The organism is Streptomyces malaysiensis subsp. samsunensis (assembly GCF_024519315.1).
GTDB lineage: Bacteria > Actinomycetota > Actinomycetes > Streptomycetales > Streptomycetaceae > Streptomyces > Streptomyces malaysiensis.
The window spans coordinates 154,818-169,435 of the sequence record NZ_JANIIC010000011.1 but is presented as its reverse complement, the minus strand read 5'-3'; the positions used below and the strand labels follow the sequence as shown (position 1 = coordinate 169,435).

Below are 14,618 nucleotides of genomic sequence, written 5' to 3'. Positions count from 1 at the left end.
GCCCACCCCACGGACGTCCCGCCCCGCGTCCTACGACCGCCCCACCCGAACCTCCCCGTGAGAGGCGGCTGCTGCGTCAGGCTGGTGCGTCCGTGCGCTACACTCGATCTTGTCGAAAGCGCCCGAACTCCGGGCAGTCGGCCGCGCGTTGGTGGTCCAAGGAAAGACGCCCCGCTTCCTGCGGGGAGATGCAGGTGCAAGGCTTGCCCAGCGCTCAAGAGACGAGCCCACTCCGCATGCGGGGTGGGCTCGCTGAGTTTCCAGGGCCTTGGCATCTGGGCCATCACAAGGCGTTCCGCGTCCTGCCGGACGATCTACCCCTCTGAAGTCCCACCGCTTACGGCCCGGCCTCAGTTCGCACGCGGTTCGCTCGCAGGACGTTAGCGCGGCGTTTTCGGAACGTCAGTGGCCCCGGGAAAAGTGGTGTCCACACCGCGGGAACGACCAAAGAAAACTCCCGCACTAAACGCAGGGGGAACCCGAGCATGCGTACTTCCCGGATTCGTACCGTCGCCCTGGCCGCCGTCACCGCCGCGCTGGCGCTGGGCCTGACCGCCTGCGGCGGCGCCGACGGCGGCTCGAAGGCGGCGGGCGGCGACAATGCCGCCGGTTCCGCGCAGAGCCGGTCCGCTTCCGACGGGAACGGCAAGGGCGGCGCGCAGCAGGCCAACAGCGGCGGTGACACCAAGGAGGGCGCGCGCTCGGCGACCGCCTCGGGCGGGGCGGACGAGGTCGCGAACAACGCCACAACGGCCGGTGCCCAGCAGTGCCGCGGCGACGAGATGCTGGTCACCGCGGTGCACCGGTTCGCCGGACAGCAGGGCGACCACCTGCTGGTCACCGCCTCGAACGAGGGCACCAAGCCATGCTGGGTCACCTCCTACCCGGCCGTGAAGCTCGGTGACGTCGACGGCGCCGCACTGCCGCACTCGAAGAAGGACAACCCGGGCGGCGACAAGCACATCACCCTCCAGCCGGGCGGCAAGGTATACAGCGCGGTGAACCTCTTCGACTACGGGTCGGATAACCAGAAGGCGGAGGGGCTCGCCCTCGCGCTGCGCGGCGCGGACGGTCACGAGGGCCCCTACTACTCGGTCGTCATGAAGGGCGAGAAGCCGCAGTTCAGCTGGAACGAGGCCGACGTGCTGAACTGGAGCACCACGAAGCCGTACGACTTCTGACGGGTACGGGCACACCGTAAGGCGGCCCGGAACCCATCGGGCACGGGAGCATGGGGAGAGCCGGACAACAAACCAGGCCCAGGTCGCTGACCTGGGCCTTGAGCGTGGAGCGGGTGACGGGGCTGGAACCCGCGCGCCGGCAGTACGGCCTGCCATGCCACCGCGTCCATCGGCCCCCGCAGACCCCGCCGTAACAGAGCGGGCCTGTCAAACCCCCGGTGGGAACTGTTGGACCGGGACGAGGTGCGGAGCGTGGAATGGTCACCGTCCTCGGCGGTCGACGAACCGCCCCGAGAGGGCTCCCCCTCCCGCACCCTGGAGAGTTCTGCCATGAAGATCACCGTCAACACCGATGTCTGCATCGGTGCGGCCATGTGCACCGGGTTGTCGCCACAGGTCTTCACGCTCGACGAGGAAGGGATCGTCTCCCTCCGGGAGACCAACCCCCCGGAGGAACTGCGTGCCCGGATCGAGCAGGCGGTCGGCTTCTGCCCGGTGGCAGCGATCAAGATCCAGGACTGAGCCATGGTGCACCGAACTCCGCGGCGCATCACCATCGTCGGGGCTTCGATCGCCGGCCTCCGCGCCGCCGAGTCCCTGCGCCGACGCGGCTATGACGGCGCGCTCACGCTGGTCGGAGAGGAGGCCATCACGGCTTACCAGCGCCCCGCGTTGTCCAAGAGCTACCTCACCGGCGACCGGCAGGCGTCCGACCTGGTGTTGCCGCGGCAGGACCTCGACGCGGACCTCCGCCTGTCCACCCGCGCCGTCCAACTCGACACCGCCGCACGGCAGGTGTGGCTGCGGGAGGACGACGGCCCCCCGTACCCGCAGCCGTACGACGGCCTGCTGATCGCCTGCGGTACCAGGGCCCGCCGGCTGCCGGGAGGCGACCTGGCCGGGGTGCACACCCTGCGCACCGTCGCCGACGCCGACGCGCTCCGCGCCGACCTCCGTACGGGCGGTCCGCGGGTCGCGATCATCGGCGGTGGCTTCATCGGGCAGGAGGTGGCGGCCACGGCCCGCGGTCTCGGCCTGGACACCACCCTTATCGACCCCCTGCCGGTGCCCGGAGCGCGGGCGCTGGGGCTGAGGACCGGGCAGGTCCTGGCCGGCCTGCACACCGACCACGGCACCCGGTTGCGCATGGGGTGCGGCGTCACGGGTGTGGAGGGAGGCGACCGTGTCACCGGGGTGCGGCTGTCGGATGGCGGCCTGGTCCCGGCCGACGTCGTGGTGGTGGGCATCGGCGTCGAGCCCGCGGCCGACTGGCTCGCCGGCTCCGGGGTGCTTCTCGACAACGGCGTCCGCTGCCGGGGCAATCTCGCCGCGTACGGCGCTCCCGGGATCGCCGCGGCCGGCGACATCGCCTGCTGGGACCATCCGCGTCTCGGCCGCCCGGTCCGCATCGAGCACTGGGAGAACGCCGTGCGCCAGGCGGACACCGCCGCCGGCACGCTGCTCGACGGCGTATCGGCTCCCGCGTACGACACGACGACGATGTTCTGGTCCAACCTCTACGACTCACGCGTCCAGGTGGTCGGTCACCCCGGCCCGGACGACACCCTGGAGATCGTCGAAGGCGATCCAAAGACCCGGCGGTTCGTCGGGATCTACCGGAACGACACCGGCGGCCCGACCGGAGTGCTGCTGTTCAACATGGCGCACCGGCTGGCCGACTACCGCGGCACGGGCCTCGACGAGGGCCTTCCGTCCTCCCTCGCGTCCTGACCTCGCCCCACCCCCCCACACCCCGCACACACCCCCGATCCGACACCACCCGGAGGCTTCGCCATGCCCGGCATCACCCAACGCTCCACCCGCGAGCCCCTGATCAAGTCCCGTTTCCTGTCCCACGGCACCCTCGAAGTGGACAACATCCAGGAATCACGCCGCTTCTACGAGGAAGTCCTCGGCCTCGAGGTCGTCCAGCAGACGCTGATCGGGCTCTTCATCAGGCTCGGCGGGAACCATGTCTACGTCTGCCTCGAGAGCAACCCCGACCGCCCGTCGATGCCGCTGCTGCACCACAACGGCATCGACGTGGCCAGCAAGCAGGAAGTGGACGAGGCGCACCGCGAGATCCTCGAGATCCGGGAGGAGTACAACATCCTGGATGTGACCGAGCCGGTGGACCAGCACGGCGTCTACTCCTTCTACATCCAGGACCGGGACCGGAACTGGTGGGAGATCTGCTACCTGCCGGAGGACGGCTACGCCTACCGGTTCAAGGACGAGCGCCTCGACCTGACCGGGCGGACCGACCTGAGCCGGGCGGAGATCCTGAAGATCGCCCAGCGCCCGATGGAAATCCTCCAGGGCTGACCCGGCCGACCTGAACGACTCACGAGGAGGCTTTCGGTGACCACCTTCGGTTTCGCCACCGTCCTGGACGAGGACGGCGGCGATGGCCCTGTCCTCTCCGTCATGGCCGACGACCGCGTACTGCCGCTGCATGATCTGGTGTCCGAAGAGGAGCGGCCCGCCCCCGTCCCGGACACCTTCGACGCCCTGCTGGACCGGTGGGACGCATGGGTCGACACCGTGCTCCGGGCGCTGCGGACGTCCCCTCCGGACGATGCGGGCCGCCCATGGCGGGCCGCATCGGAGGTGACGTTCCTTCCCCCGACCGCACACCGGCCCACCGTCTACTGCGCGGGCGCCAACTACCGCGACCATGTGGCGGAGATGGGGGCGGTCCCGCCCGACCCGGCAACCGCTCGCCCCTTCCACTTCCTGGTGCCGGGGGCGGCGCTGAGCGGGCACCGTGGCGAGAGCCCCCGCCCGCCGGGCATGCGGCGCCTGGACTGGGAGGCGGAGCTGACCGCTGTGATCGGCAGGCGGGCCGATTCGGTCAGCGTGGAGGAGGCCCTGGATTACGTCGCGGGGTACACCGTCGCCAACGACCTGTCCTGCCGCGACGACGAGGCGTTGAGCGCGCCGCCGTTCGGGATCAACTGGCTCTTGCAGAAAGGCTGGCGAGGACTGAAGCCCTTGGGCCCGGCGGTGGTCCCGGCGTCGTTGGTGCCGACGCCCCACGACCTCCCCATCCGCCTCTCGGTCAACGGGGAGGTGAGGCAGAACAGCAACACCAACCAGATGATCTTCTCCCTCGCGGAGCAGATCTCGGCGCTGAGCAAGCTCGCCCCGCTCCACCCGGGAGACTTGCTACTGAGCGGTACTCCCGCCGGAACCGCCGCCGCCCACCAGGGCCGCTATCTCGAACCCGGCGACGAGGTCGTCGTCGAGGTCGTCGGAGTCGGCCGCCTGGAGACCCGCGTCACCGGCGGCTGAGGAGGTCTCCGAGCTCGGCACGGTCCGTCTCGGGAAGCCACCAGGGCTGGCTCGGGAGGTCGCGCCAGCCCTGGTCCCGTGCGAGACGGTCGACCTCCTCGATGACCGCGTCGATGTCAGCGGCACGCTTCGGCGCCCTGACCGAACGGTCCGTGTCCCGCCACACCAGCCACATGGGACACAGCGGTATCGGATCGTGCAGCTCGCGTACGAGGAGACCCTCGGGCAGCGGGGCACGCACGGGCGCGAGCGTCGGCATGCCATAAGCGAGCGCCGCCGCATTCGCCGCCGCGCGCCCATGGCCGTGCAGGCGCCGCCCCACGGTGAGACCGAAGTGCTCGACCAGAGCGGTGTTCCAGCCCTCCCAGTCCCTGGCCTCGACGGCGGTGTGCAGAAGGACCGGGAAGTCCCGCAACTGGCCGAGCCGCACGGCATCCCCCGCGGCGAGGACATGGTGCTCGGGGAGGACGACCCCCATCGGTTCGAGCCTGACCAGCAGACAGCGGAAGGTCCCCTTCCAGATGGGAGGCACCCCGGTCACCCGGCCGAAGGCAAGATCGATCTCCCCCCGGCTCACATGCTCCAACGAGCCGACCAGCCCCTGCCGCTGGACGACCTCCAGAGTGATCTCCGGGAGACGGGTGCGCACATGCTGCGCGATCAGGCCGGTCGTCAGCCCCTCGGTGATGACGTCCAGCCGGATGGGACGGCCCGACGCACACACCTCCATGAGCAATGTCGCGGAGGAGTCCAACAACCTACGCCCTCCGGCCACGAACACCGCACCGGCGTCGGTCAGCGCCACATGCCGGCGATCACGCACGAAGAGCGCCGTGCCCAGCCGCTGTTCCAGCCGGCTGATCTGCGCGGACAGGGTCTGCTGGGCGATGTGCAGACGGTCCGCGGCATGCCCGAAGTGCAGCTCTTCCGCGAGCACGGTCACATAGCGGACCAGACGGAGATCGATATCCTCGGGTTTGAGGCCGGGGCTCACAAGGGGCCTCCTCGATTGCCATGGGTTGATCGGTCGGGGGAGGCACCTTCGGACCTGCTCTCAAGGGATGCCGGTGCGATATCCCGACATCTCCATCCGCCCAACATACGTTGGCCTCGATCCGATCCTCCAGCCGCCGTCGGGCGAGCGATCGGAACAGTTCGATGTCATGCCGATCGACGTTGAGCATCCGTCGCGCCAAGTTGCCGGCCGGAATTCCTGACGCGACCGGCCCTATGTGGTACGTGATGGGCGAGTTGACCTGCTCTCGTCACGTCGTCGTCCCCAGCCGGACCCCTTCCACCAGGACCGTCGCGTGCGGCTCATGTGATGCGGATACGGGGCGGCGCGCCTGGTGGCGGGGGCGCACTGTCCTCGAACCGGGTTTCCCAGGCCGTCTTCACCGGGAGGGGAGGAACAGGTCGCGCCCCATCTTCCGCAGGGGCATCGCGTTCAGATATGCGTCGAGGTCCTCGCGCGTCTGGGCCTCGCGGACGACTCGCTCGTACATCAGCCGGAAGCTGGCCTCATCGGTCAGGTCGTAGACGTGGCGCGGTCCCCAGTCGACGTGGCGCGGCAGCGCGATGCCACCGGCCGTCGGCCCGCCCAGATGGTCGAGCGACTCCGGCAGTACGTACGGCTTCACCGCTGCGTACCTGCTCATGGATCCACCATGCCTGACGGGGACGGCCGAGCGCATCGACGGTGCGGATCGGCGCACGGGAGCGTGAACATGACCGCCGGACACACGCGACAGCTATCGGGCACGGAACGGGCACGGTGACCTTGAGTGGTCTGGGCAACAAACGAGCCCCGGGCCGCCGGCCCGGGGCTCTGTGCTGGAGCGGGTGACGGGAATCGAACCCGCGCTCTGAGCTTGGGAACCACCGGCGCCCTCCGGGGATGTGGTGCGCCTGACCTGGGAAAACGTAGCCAATGGGGCTTGTGTGCGGGGGCTTGATCGCCCCGTTCGTGACCGTCGCCGACTGCTGTGAAGGGCATGGACAGGGCACGAGGCCAGGGGGCACGCAGGCGAACGCCGGGAGCCGAAGCAGCGCGGGGTTGGGTGCGGTGACATGGGGCAACGCCGCCGACGGGTCCGGTGGGGGCGCTGTCGTCGGTATGCCATGCCCCAGGAGCCCGGGGGAATCCGCTGGGGCTGCTCAGCGCGTGACGAGACGGTCGGCGGTGCCCCCGCACCACTCGATCAGGAAGAGCGTCGCGTCGTCGGTGGTGACCCCGCCGCGTTCTCGCATCAGGGTGTGGGACAGGCCGCGCACCATTTCCTGTACGCCTTCTCCCGCGCATCCCGCTCGGTCCACGAAGTCGAGCAGTCGCTCCTCGCCGAACTGCTCTTCGCCGGTGCGGTGCTCCTCGATGAGACCGTCGGTGAAGAAGAGGATCCGGTCGCCGGGGGACAGCGCCTGGTCGCTGATCTGAGGGATGGCGCCGCCGAAGCCGACGGGCAGGGTGCCAGGGCTCTCCAGTGCTTGGACGACACGGTGGTCGTGGATCAGCAGGGGCGCCGGGTGACCGGCGTTGACCCATTGCAGGTGGCCGGTTCCGATATCCAGGCGCATCATCTGCGCGGTGACGAAGTGGTCGGGTCCGAACTGCTTGTCGATGGCCGTGTCCATGAACATGTACAGCTCGGCGAGGCCGACGTCGGCGCGTCTGGCGTGCCGGTAGGCGCCGATGGCGACGGTGGCCAGCACGGCGGCGTCCAGCCCGTGACCCATGGCATCGATGATGGCCACGTGCAGGATGTTGTCATTCAGGGCGTAGTCGAAGCTGTCACCCGCGACGTCGTAGGCGGGCTCGAGGATCCCGGCCACCGCCACCTGCGGTGTGACCATGGTCAGCGGGGGCAGCAGTGACCATTGGATCTCCGCGGCCAGGGTCATCGGCTCACGGCGCCGGGCCCGGAAGAACTGGTCGGTATAGCTGTTCTTGGTGACCAGCATGTCGGCGATCAGGCCGGAGAGGCGCCGCAGCAACCGCCGGTCGTCGTCATCGACGGTGCTCAGGGTGACGGCCAGCACCCCCACCACGTCGCTGCCGTCCAGCAGCGGCAGGAACATCCGTACGCCGTCGGTCTGCGGCTGTTCCACCGTCGCCGCGCTCAGAAAGGCCCTGCCGGCCTGAGAATCGTCGATCCGCTCAGGCTTCCCGACCACGAGTCTCATGCCCGGCAGGGGGGCCAGCACCAGTTGGTCGTAGTCCTGAAGGAGGATCGAGACGTCACGCCCGCCGATCCTGCCCACTTCCTCGGCGACCAGCGGGGCGATCAGCTGGGGCGGCATCTCGTGAGCCCGGTCGAGCAGCGCGCCCAGCAGCCGCTCACCGAATCCCTCTGACCGATCCACTGCGACTTTACGAAAGCCCTTTTCACCGTCTGTCATGGCGACCTCGTCTCGCGGCAGCGCCCTCGCACAGGCGAGCCTTTGTGCGGTTCGCCGCACTGCGGCCCCGCTCCCTCCACCTCAGCATCGCGCACATGGGCGCTTGCGACATCTGCCGCCAGGTGGTCGGTGGGCGGTGCGAATCTCCACCGGATCGAGCGCCCCGGCGGAGTGCGTGATCATTGCATCAGTGCTCGGCCTCGTATCTGTGCACGCGCTCGACCAGCGGGAGAGGCGGCTCGTCGGTACTGTGGACGGCCCCGCCGGCCATCCGCGCGCACACACCCTCGCAAGCGAGCAGTTGCCTGCCGCTGTGGTGCGCGACCACCAGCGTGACCGCGTCCGGTGCGCGCCGGTAGTCGGTGCGGCAGACGATGCAGACCAGTCCGGCCACCATCTCCTCGGTCGGTTCGGAGCGGCTGCGACGACGGTTTGAGATGGCGTCATGTGAATACATGGGAACCATTTCCTCTTACTCATGGTGCGACAACGGGCCGGAGAGACCCGTGGAAAGGGCCAGAAGTGGTGCGGTTGGTTCCGTGGTGCTCAGGGAGCGTTGCTGATGCTCCGGCCGTTGTCGGCCTGGAGGCCGGCCCGCGGTCGGGCCTGACGATTCGCTGTGCGCTGTGTGGCGACCGGTGGGCAGGTGCTCTTCCCGGCGGCCGTTGCCGGGCCTGGCGTTCCCCGAGGCCGACGCCGCGACGATGACGCCACCCAGGATGGTCTGGCGTATCGCCACCCTACTCCCGTCCGGACGCTGGAGTGCGTCTGCCACTTCCGCGCCGTGGGGAAACATGCCTCCCCGCGGCGCGGGGAGTACGGTGAAGAGGACCGAGGGCGATCCGGAATGGCGGTTGCCCTCCACGGCTGTCCTCTGCGGTTCACGACACGGCCCTGATCACGGGCTCGGGAAGGGCGTATACACAGCTCAAGGCGTCCGCGTCAGGGCCGCCACGGCCCGATGGGCCGCGCGAGCGGAGGACGACGTGGTCCGAGCACCGGCCAAGCGGACCGGCTGACCCGCACGATGGTTGTCCTCTCCCTGGTGGCCCTGGTGGCCCTGGTGGCCTGTCCCTGGTGGCCTGCGAGGGCTGCCCCTCCGACGTCGCCGCACGAACTGCCCGCATCCGCGTGCCACTGACAGCTGACGGCTGACGGCTGACACCGATCAGGATCGAGATCCATGGCGTCTTCAGACTTCATTCAACGCTCCCCGCGGTCGGCTGGAACCTCCTCGACTTCTCCAAACCCGTCGGCTCGGGGGGCGGAGCCCTCCGAAGACTCCCCGGGTGGCTCTACGACGATCCGTGATCGATCCCCAGGCAGTGCCTACGCGCTGCTCTCCCGCCAGGTCAGAAGCGCGGGACTGCTGCGGCACCGGCCACTGAGCTCCGTCACGGCGCTGGCTGTCACGCTGCTCCTCCTGGCCGGAGGCTGGGCGGCCTTCCTCCTGATCGGCGACTCCTGGTGGCAGCTGACCGTCGCCGCGGTGTTGGCCTTCGCCTTCACACAGTGCGGGTTCCGCGGACATGAAGCGGGCCACCGACAGCTGTTCCACGGCAAGCGGGCAAACGACGCAACAGGGCTGGTCTTCGGCAATCTCTTCATCGGCCTCGGATTCGGATGGTGGGTGGCCAAGCACAACCGTCACCACGCCCATCCCAACCAGGTCGGCCGCGACCCCGACATCGAGACCGGCGCCGTGGTCTTCATCGATCACGAGGCTCGTGGGCGCACGGGGGTGACCGGCTTCATCACCCGTCACCAGGCTTCCCTCTTCTTCCCCATGCTGCTGCTGGAGGGCTGGGCACTGCATGTGGCCACATTCCGGGCGCTGCGCAGGGGCCGGACAAGTGCTCCCGCTCCTCTCGCGGTCGAGGCACTGGCCCTGCTCGTGCACGTGGCGGCGTATCTCACCGTTGTGCTCGTGGTCCTCTCGCCGCTGAAGGCGCTGGTGTTCGTCGTGGTCCAGCAGGCCCTTTTCGGCCTGTACATGGGAGTCTCATTCGCCCCCAATCACAAGGGGATGGCGATGCCGGGGGAGCATGACCGACCGGACTTCCTGCGCGGCCAGGTCCTCACCTCGCGCAACGTACGGGGCGGGCGTGTCATCGACTTCGTGCTCGGCGGCCTGAACTACCAGATCGAACACCACCTGTTCCCCAGCATGCCCCGAACCGCTCTGCCGGCGGCCCAGCCCCTGATCCGTGCCTACTGCGCCGAGCTCGACCTGCCCTACGCACAGACGGGCTTGGTGGACTCGTACCGACAGGCACTACGCCATCTCCATGCGGTGGGAGCACCGCTGCGGGCCGAACGTCGGGCATGACCCCGGCACGGTCCCTGAAGGGCATCCCTTCAGACTTCGTCGGTCTGTGTGCGGTCCTGCCCGGAGGACCGGCTCGCCAGCAGCCAGGACCGCGCCGGTTCTGCGGTGTGCGTGGTGTCCACGGTGAGATGGAGCCGGGTTCCGCCGTCCGCGCCGGCGGGGTAGCTCCGCTGTTCGGTGCCGGCGAAGCAACGACGGAGCACCTCCGCGACCTGACGGGCGGCCTCGGGGGACGCGGCGACAATACGTACCTCGGCGCGCCCTGCCGAGGATGTTTCCCGTGGCTGCATGGTGACCTCGTTCATCGGGAGGACATGGCGGTGGGTGTGGGGCCTTGCTTCGCACCCACCGGCCCGGGTCAGGAGAAGGTCATGCGTCATTCGCGGAGGCGGTCTCGCTCGCCATGAGGCTGCTGGCGGTGAGGAGGGCGCCGGTGGTCGCCGCGGCGGACATCAGCCGGGCGGCGGCCGCCGCACTCGCCTCCGGCGGGATCACCAGAAGGTCCCAGCGGCCGACGTTGTAGGAGAGCAGGATCACCTTGTGCGGGTCCTGCTCGTCAGTGAACCAGCCCACGTGCACCGTGTGCCCGGTCACAGGCACCTTGCGCGGGATCACGGGCCAGTCGGTCGGGTTCACGGAGACGCGCGTGATCCGGCCCCAGCGTGCGTCCAGCACGTCCGTAAGGGTGGGCAGCTCACGGAGGAGATCGCGGGAGCGAGGCCACCACGCACCGTCCAGGAGACCCGGAACCAGGCTCGTCGGGGTCAGTGACAGGCGGGCCGGTGGGGAGGGCACGCCCTCATCAGAGGGCGTACGGTCGACGGTCACGGTCATGGCGCGGACCTGTCCCCGGGGGCGCCTTACAGCGTCCCGGTGTTGTCGCTCGCCGAGAACGACACCCGCGTGGAAGCCGGTGTGCGAGGGGCTCCCGGTGTTTTCACTGTACTCCGGGCGTGGCCCTGCTGAGCCCCCCCTGTGATCAGCCACTTCCTCGGGAATCCCGGGTGTCCGGGGCCGCAGGGCGCGGACGGGCCTGGGCGCGGGCTCTCGGAGTACGGTGAAGTTGGTGGCCCACCGCCCGCCACCGAACCCCGCGGAGGGTGAGCAGACCATGTCCGATGCCGACACCCCGCGTGAAGTGAATCTTCTGCCGGACGCGATCCATCATGCGGTGAAACCCGGAACAGCCCTGCTGCGACTGGTGACGACACAAAGCCGTGAGGGCAATCTCGACGGTGCGTGGTGGCCGCGTTCCCGCGACATAGGCGCCGAGCTTCCCGCCCTGGTCACCGCGCTGACCGACTACCTCGGGCCCGTCGTGCGCGTCGGCCTGGACTCCGATGCCTGGGAAGAACTGCCGACACGACTGATCATCGACGATCGCGTCGTGCACATCGACTCGTTCCCGGTGGGTGACGACACCATCCTCATCACTCGAGGCGATCAGGACCTCTTCTCCCTGTTGGTGGTCCCGCCGCACGCGACGCCCGACGCGGCACGCGCCGCGATGGCGCGGGCCGTCCGTGCCGACAACATCGCGCCGGCCGAGCAGATCCTCATCGACACCGGAACCGGCACCGGCCGAGCCCGCCTGATCGGCGCGGAAGGCCGGCGGGAAGGCCAGGGACGCCGCGGCACGTCCTGATGCCTCATGCGTCTGCGCTTGGACCTCGCTTTCGGACGCCGGCCACACCGCCCGTCGGGCGGAGGAACGGCCTGCCCCGTATGCCGCCACGTGGACACCTGAGCGAGGGGGCGGAGCCGGACGTGACGTCATTCGGCACGGTGCGGGCCATGGCGGGCGACGCCCAGGCGGACATCCGTGGGGAGGCGGTCCCAACCAGCCGATTGGCGGGCTCGATCGGTGGCGTCGCGCAGGTCCTCGAGTACGTGCCGCGGAGTGCTGCCGGGGTTGAGGACGAGGCCGATACGGGCCCGCGGGTGAGTGGGAGGCCCGAGGAAGCGTGCCCGGGCCCGCCGGACGCCGGGCAGCGTGTCGAGGTCGGTGGTGAGGGCGTCGCGCAGCGCATGGTCGTTGACCGTCACGGTTCCCCGGGGGGCGTGTCCTACGGACAGTCGGCGGGAGTGCCGTCGCCGGGGCTGGGACAGCAGCCACCACAGGGCGAGCAGCATGAGCAGGGTCAGTGCCGCGATGGCGGACAGCCACCACCAGTCCTGGACGGTCCACCGGATCTGGTCGGCACGCGGGATCAGGACGTTGTGCGGAGTGGTGAGCGGCCAGCCGCCGGGCGGCGTGAGGCGCAGGCGACGGTAGATGTCGGCGCCGCCGGCGAGCACCAGGAGGCCGCCGCCCAGCAGTACGAGTCCGAGCAGGGCCAGAAGCACACGGTTGGTCGTGGTGTGTTCCCTCATCGTCTTCTCCGGTGAGCATCGGGGCCCTGGCGCCACGACCATCAGGTCGGGCTCCGGTGTACGCGGACCGCCAGGCGCGGGGTCCGGGCCAGGGCGAGTTGGCCGCGTTCCTCGCGCCGGACGGCGTCGGTGAGTTCGTCCTTGACGTCGGCTGTGTCGCGGAAGCTCACGTCGGCACGGACCGTGACCCGGCGGCGGCGCACCCTGACTCGCGCCGCGCTGACCCCGGGGACACGCAGGGCGGCGTCGCGCAGGATCAGCGCCGCGCCCTTGCGGTCGAGCACGGCACGCATCCGCCCGCGCCCGTCGGTGGGGACCCGCAACGGCAATTGGGGACGCAGACCGGGGGTGAGGGCCAGGACGATCAGCCACAGGCCGAGGGCAGCGGCGATGGCGGCGCCGGTGAGGACCCAGACGTCGTCCACCGGGCGGGAGGCGAGTTCGTGGGTCAACCGTGTCCACCAGGCAGTGGCCGGGTGTCCGGTGCCTATCCAGACCGCTTCGAAGACCAGCATGCCCGTTCCGACCGCGATCAGTGCGGCGGCCAGGACGGCGGGGGCCCGGCGCGTCCCCCAGGGGCGGGGGGACCGTTCTTCCCGCGCTGTCTGTCGAGGCGGCGGTTCAACGGGCGGCGGATCGTGGTGCGGCGTGTTCCCGGCCGGAGCCGCCGTGGTGTCCGGCCGCGGTCGAGGGGGATCGCCGCCGGGGTCCGGCGGGGTGTTCGGGGTGCGGGAAGTCATGATCCTCCTGTCGCGGGCGCGTGCCGCCGGGTCATTCGACTCGTCCTCGTCGCAGGCTCCGACCGGCGACGAGTCGCTGGACGGACACGGTGATGCCGTCGATCCGCAGGCCGGTCAGATGGGACACCCGTTCGGCGATGTAGTGCCGAATCTCACCGCCGGCGCGGGCGATGTCGACGGGATAGGGCAGCTCCAAGGAGACACCGAGGCGGACCGAGCCGTCGTGCAGGGTGGCCGTGGTGCGGGGTGTTCCCAGGCCGAGCCGTTGGGGAGGCTCGTCTCCTTGCCGAGTAAGGGCTTCGTGTGCCGCGCGGACCGCGATGCGGGCCACCACTTTGTCGGGGATCAGTGTCGCGCCGCGCCGGGCGGGCGACGGGAGGGGGGATGTGCCCGTGCTCTCGCCGCTTCCCGGACCGCCCCGGCGGGGACGCGACGGGGGCTGGGTGTTCACCGCACACGCCCCCTGTGCTCGGTGCCGGGTCCGTGGCTGCTCCGACGGCGCTGGAAGGTCTCCGCCCGGTGTCCATCGCCTTCGCGGGTGCGTACGTAGTCGGTGACATGGACATCGCCGCGTGCGAGGTGGCCGACGATCAGACCCACCAAGCCCAGGGCCGTGACCACGATGAAAGCCCCGAAGCCACCGAAATAACCGGCGAAACCCAGTGCCAGGCCGGTCAGGAGTCCGACCACAGTTGTGTTCATCGTTCATTCACCAGTCTCATGCGGCCCCCTCCTTCCCGTGCGCGGTGTAGCCGCACGGCAGGGGGCAGAGGCGGGGGAGATCACTCCACCCGGTGTTCGTCGCCTTCGCCTTCGTCCTCGTCCTCCGGCAGGTGGATGTCGTCGACGGCCACGTTCACCTCGACGACCTCCAGACCGGTCATGCGTTCCACGGCCGCGATGACATTGGTGCGGACATCCGCGGCGACGTCGACGATGGGGAATCCGTAGTCGACGACCACGTCCAGGTCCACAGCCGTCTGGTGCTCGCCCACCTCGACGTGCACACCGCGGGTGATGCTGGGCTGCCCGCCGGGCATCCGCTCACGGACGCCCCCGATGGTCCGCGCCATGCCGGAGCCGAGGTTGTGGATGCCCGGAACCTCACGGGTCGCCATTCCGGCGATCTTCTCCGCGACGGTGTCCGCGATCGTGGTCCGCCCACGGCTGTCCGGTGCGTCGAGGCTGTGCTTCGGGGTGTGCTGTGCCGTTGCCTCATCGGCAGACCAGTGCCTTTCAGAGCCCGGGCGGGGCGTCGTGTCCGTCATGACGTTCTCCTTGCGGGGGAGACGGACACCGGATCAG

Annotated in this window: 17 protein-coding genes and 1 pseudogene; 7 read left to right on the top strand and 11 right to left on the bottom strand. The window is 69.7% G+C overall.

Features of this window, described 5'->3' with window-relative positions; translation table 11 throughout:
* Nucleotides 1-485: 485 nt before the first annotated feature.
* The 5 genes from NQU54_RS12655 (at nt 486) to NQU54_RS12635 (ending at nt 4,475) form a co-directional block, all read left to right on the top strand.
* Nucleotides 486-1,181 (top strand): DUF4232 domain-containing protein, encoded by a 696-nt coding sequence (locus NQU54_RS12655; protein WP_257631127.1) that lies wholly within the window; start codon nt 486-488, stop codon nt 1,179-1,181.
* Between the two features lie 252 nt (nt 1,182-1,433).
* Nucleotides 1,434-1,703: a ferredoxin gene (locus NQU54_RS12650; protein WP_257631126.1), complete on the top strand. Its 270-nt coding sequence runs from the start codon at nt 1,434-1,436 to the stop codon at nt 1,701-1,703.
* A 3-nt stretch (nt 1,704-1,706) separates the two neighbouring features.
* Nucleotides 1,707-2,912 carry an NAD(P)/FAD-dependent oxidoreductase gene (locus NQU54_RS12645; protein ID WP_257631125.1) on the top strand — a complete coding sequence of 402 codons (1,206 nt, stop codon included), beginning with the start codon at nt 1,707-1,709 and terminating at the stop codon, nt 2,910-2,912.
* Nucleotides 2,913-2,975: 63 nt separating this feature from the next.
* Nucleotides 2,976-3,506, top strand: coding sequence for a VOC family protein (locus NQU54_RS12640; RefSeq protein WP_099014401.1), 531 nt, complete (start codon nt 2,976-2,978; stop codon nt 3,504-3,506).
* 36 nt (nt 3,507-3,542) lie between these two features.
* On the top strand, nt 3,543-4,475 hold the full coding sequence (locus NQU54_RS12635; RefSeq protein WP_257631124.1) for a fumarylacetoacetate hydrolase family protein: 933 nt from the start codon (nt 3,543-3,545) through the stop codon (nt 4,473-4,475).
* Here the strand turns inward: NQU54_RS12635 and NQU54_RS12630 are convergent.
* The 4 genes from NQU54_RS12630 to NQU54_RS12615 all read right to left on the bottom strand — a co-directional run bounded on the left by NQU54_RS12630 (nt 4,462) and on the right by NQU54_RS12615 (nt 8,328).
* Nucleotides 4,462-5,469 (bottom strand): LysR family transcriptional regulator, encoded by a 1,008-nt coding sequence (locus tag NQU54_RS12630; protein ID WP_257631123.1) that lies wholly within the window; start codon nt 5,467-5,469, stop codon nt 4,462-4,464. The genes NQU54_RS12635 and NQU54_RS12630 overlap by 14 nt on opposite strands.
* A 400-nt stretch (nt 5,470-5,869) precedes the next feature.
* Entirely contained in the window at nt 5,870-6,133 is a 264-nt protein-coding gene (locus tag NQU54_RS12625; RefSeq protein ID WP_257631122.1) for a hypothetical protein, read from the bottom strand.
* Between the two features lie 499 nt (nt 6,134-6,632).
* Nucleotides 6,633-7,871, bottom strand: a complete 1,239-nt coding sequence (locus tag NQU54_RS12620) for a PP2C family protein-serine/threonine phosphatase (protein WP_257631121.1) — start codon at nt 7,869-7,871, stop codon at nt 6,633-6,635.
* A gap of 187 nt (nt 7,872-8,058) precedes the next feature.
* Nucleotides 8,059-8,328: a hypothetical protein gene (locus NQU54_RS12615; protein ID WP_102935260.1), complete on the bottom strand. Its 270-nt coding sequence runs from the start codon at nt 8,326-8,328 to the stop codon at nt 8,059-8,061.
* A 726-nt stretch (nt 8,329-9,054) separates the two neighbouring features.
* On the opposite strand from NQU54_RS12615, the gene NQU54_RS12610 reads away from it, so the two are divergent.
* Nucleotides 9,055-10,200 carry a fatty acid desaturase family protein gene (locus tag NQU54_RS12610; RefSeq protein WP_257631120.1) on the top strand — a complete coding sequence of 382 codons (1,146 nt, stop codon included), beginning with the start codon at nt 9,055-9,057 and terminating at the stop codon, nt 10,198-10,200.
* A gap of 29 nt (nt 10,201-10,229) precedes the next feature.
* On the opposite strand, the gene NQU54_RS12605 is transcribed toward NQU54_RS12610, so the two are convergent.
* Both NQU54_RS12605 and NQU54_RS12600 read right to left on the bottom strand, forming a co-directional pair.
* Nucleotides 10,230-10,490 carry a hypothetical protein gene (locus tag NQU54_RS12605; protein WP_102935619.1) on the bottom strand — a complete coding sequence of 87 codons (261 nt, stop codon included), beginning with the start codon at nt 10,488-10,490 and terminating at the stop codon, nt 10,230-10,232.
* 97 nt (nt 10,491-10,587) lie between these two features.
* A pseudogene (locus tag NQU54_RS12600) lies at nt 10,588-11,034 on the bottom strand (DUF5994 family protein); the annotation flags it as partial.
* Nucleotides 11,035-11,311: 277 nt separating this feature from the next.
* On the opposite strand from NQU54_RS12600, the gene NQU54_RS12595 reads away from it, so the two are divergent.
* Nucleotides 11,312-11,845 (top strand): DUF5994 family protein, encoded by a 534-nt coding sequence (locus tag NQU54_RS12595; protein ID WP_257631119.1) that lies wholly within the window; start codon nt 11,312-11,314, stop codon nt 11,843-11,845.
* A 128-nt stretch (nt 11,846-11,973) separates the two neighbouring features.
* Here the strand turns inward: NQU54_RS12595 and NQU54_RS12590 are convergent, their stop codons facing one another.
* The 5 genes from NQU54_RS12590 to NQU54_RS12570 form a co-directional block, all read right to left on the bottom strand.
* The gene (locus tag NQU54_RS12590; protein WP_257631118.1) at nt 11,974-12,573 is read right to left on the bottom strand and encodes an alkaline shock response membrane anchor protein AmaP; all 600 of its coding nucleotides are present in this window, start codon (nt 12,571-12,573) and stop codon (nt 11,974-11,976) included.
* Between the two features lie 41 nt (nt 12,574-12,614).
* Nucleotides 12,615-13,313 carry a DUF6286 domain-containing protein gene (locus NQU54_RS12585; protein WP_257631117.1) on the bottom strand — a complete coding sequence of 233 codons (699 nt, stop codon included), beginning with the start codon at nt 13,311-13,313 and terminating at the stop codon, nt 12,615-12,617.
* A 31-nt stretch (nt 13,314-13,344) separates the two neighbouring features.
* A complete protein-coding gene (locus NQU54_RS12580; protein ID WP_180990682.1) occupies nt 13,345-13,647 on the bottom strand; it encodes an Asp23/Gls24 family envelope stress response protein in 303 nt (100 codons plus the stop codon).
* 113 nt (nt 13,648-13,760) lie between these two features.
* The gene (locus tag NQU54_RS12575) at nt 13,761-14,015 is read right to left on the bottom strand and encodes a hypothetical protein (RefSeq protein ID WP_102935265.1); all 255 of its coding nucleotides are present in this window, start codon (nt 14,013-14,015) and stop codon (nt 13,761-13,763) included.
* A gap of 80 nt (nt 14,016-14,095) precedes the next feature.
* Nucleotides 14,096-14,581, bottom strand: a complete 486-nt coding sequence (locus tag NQU54_RS12570; protein WP_102935266.1) for an Asp23/Gls24 family envelope stress response protein — start codon at nt 14,579-14,581, stop codon at nt 14,096-14,098.
* Between the last annotated feature and the right edge of the window lie 37 nt (nt 14,582-14,618).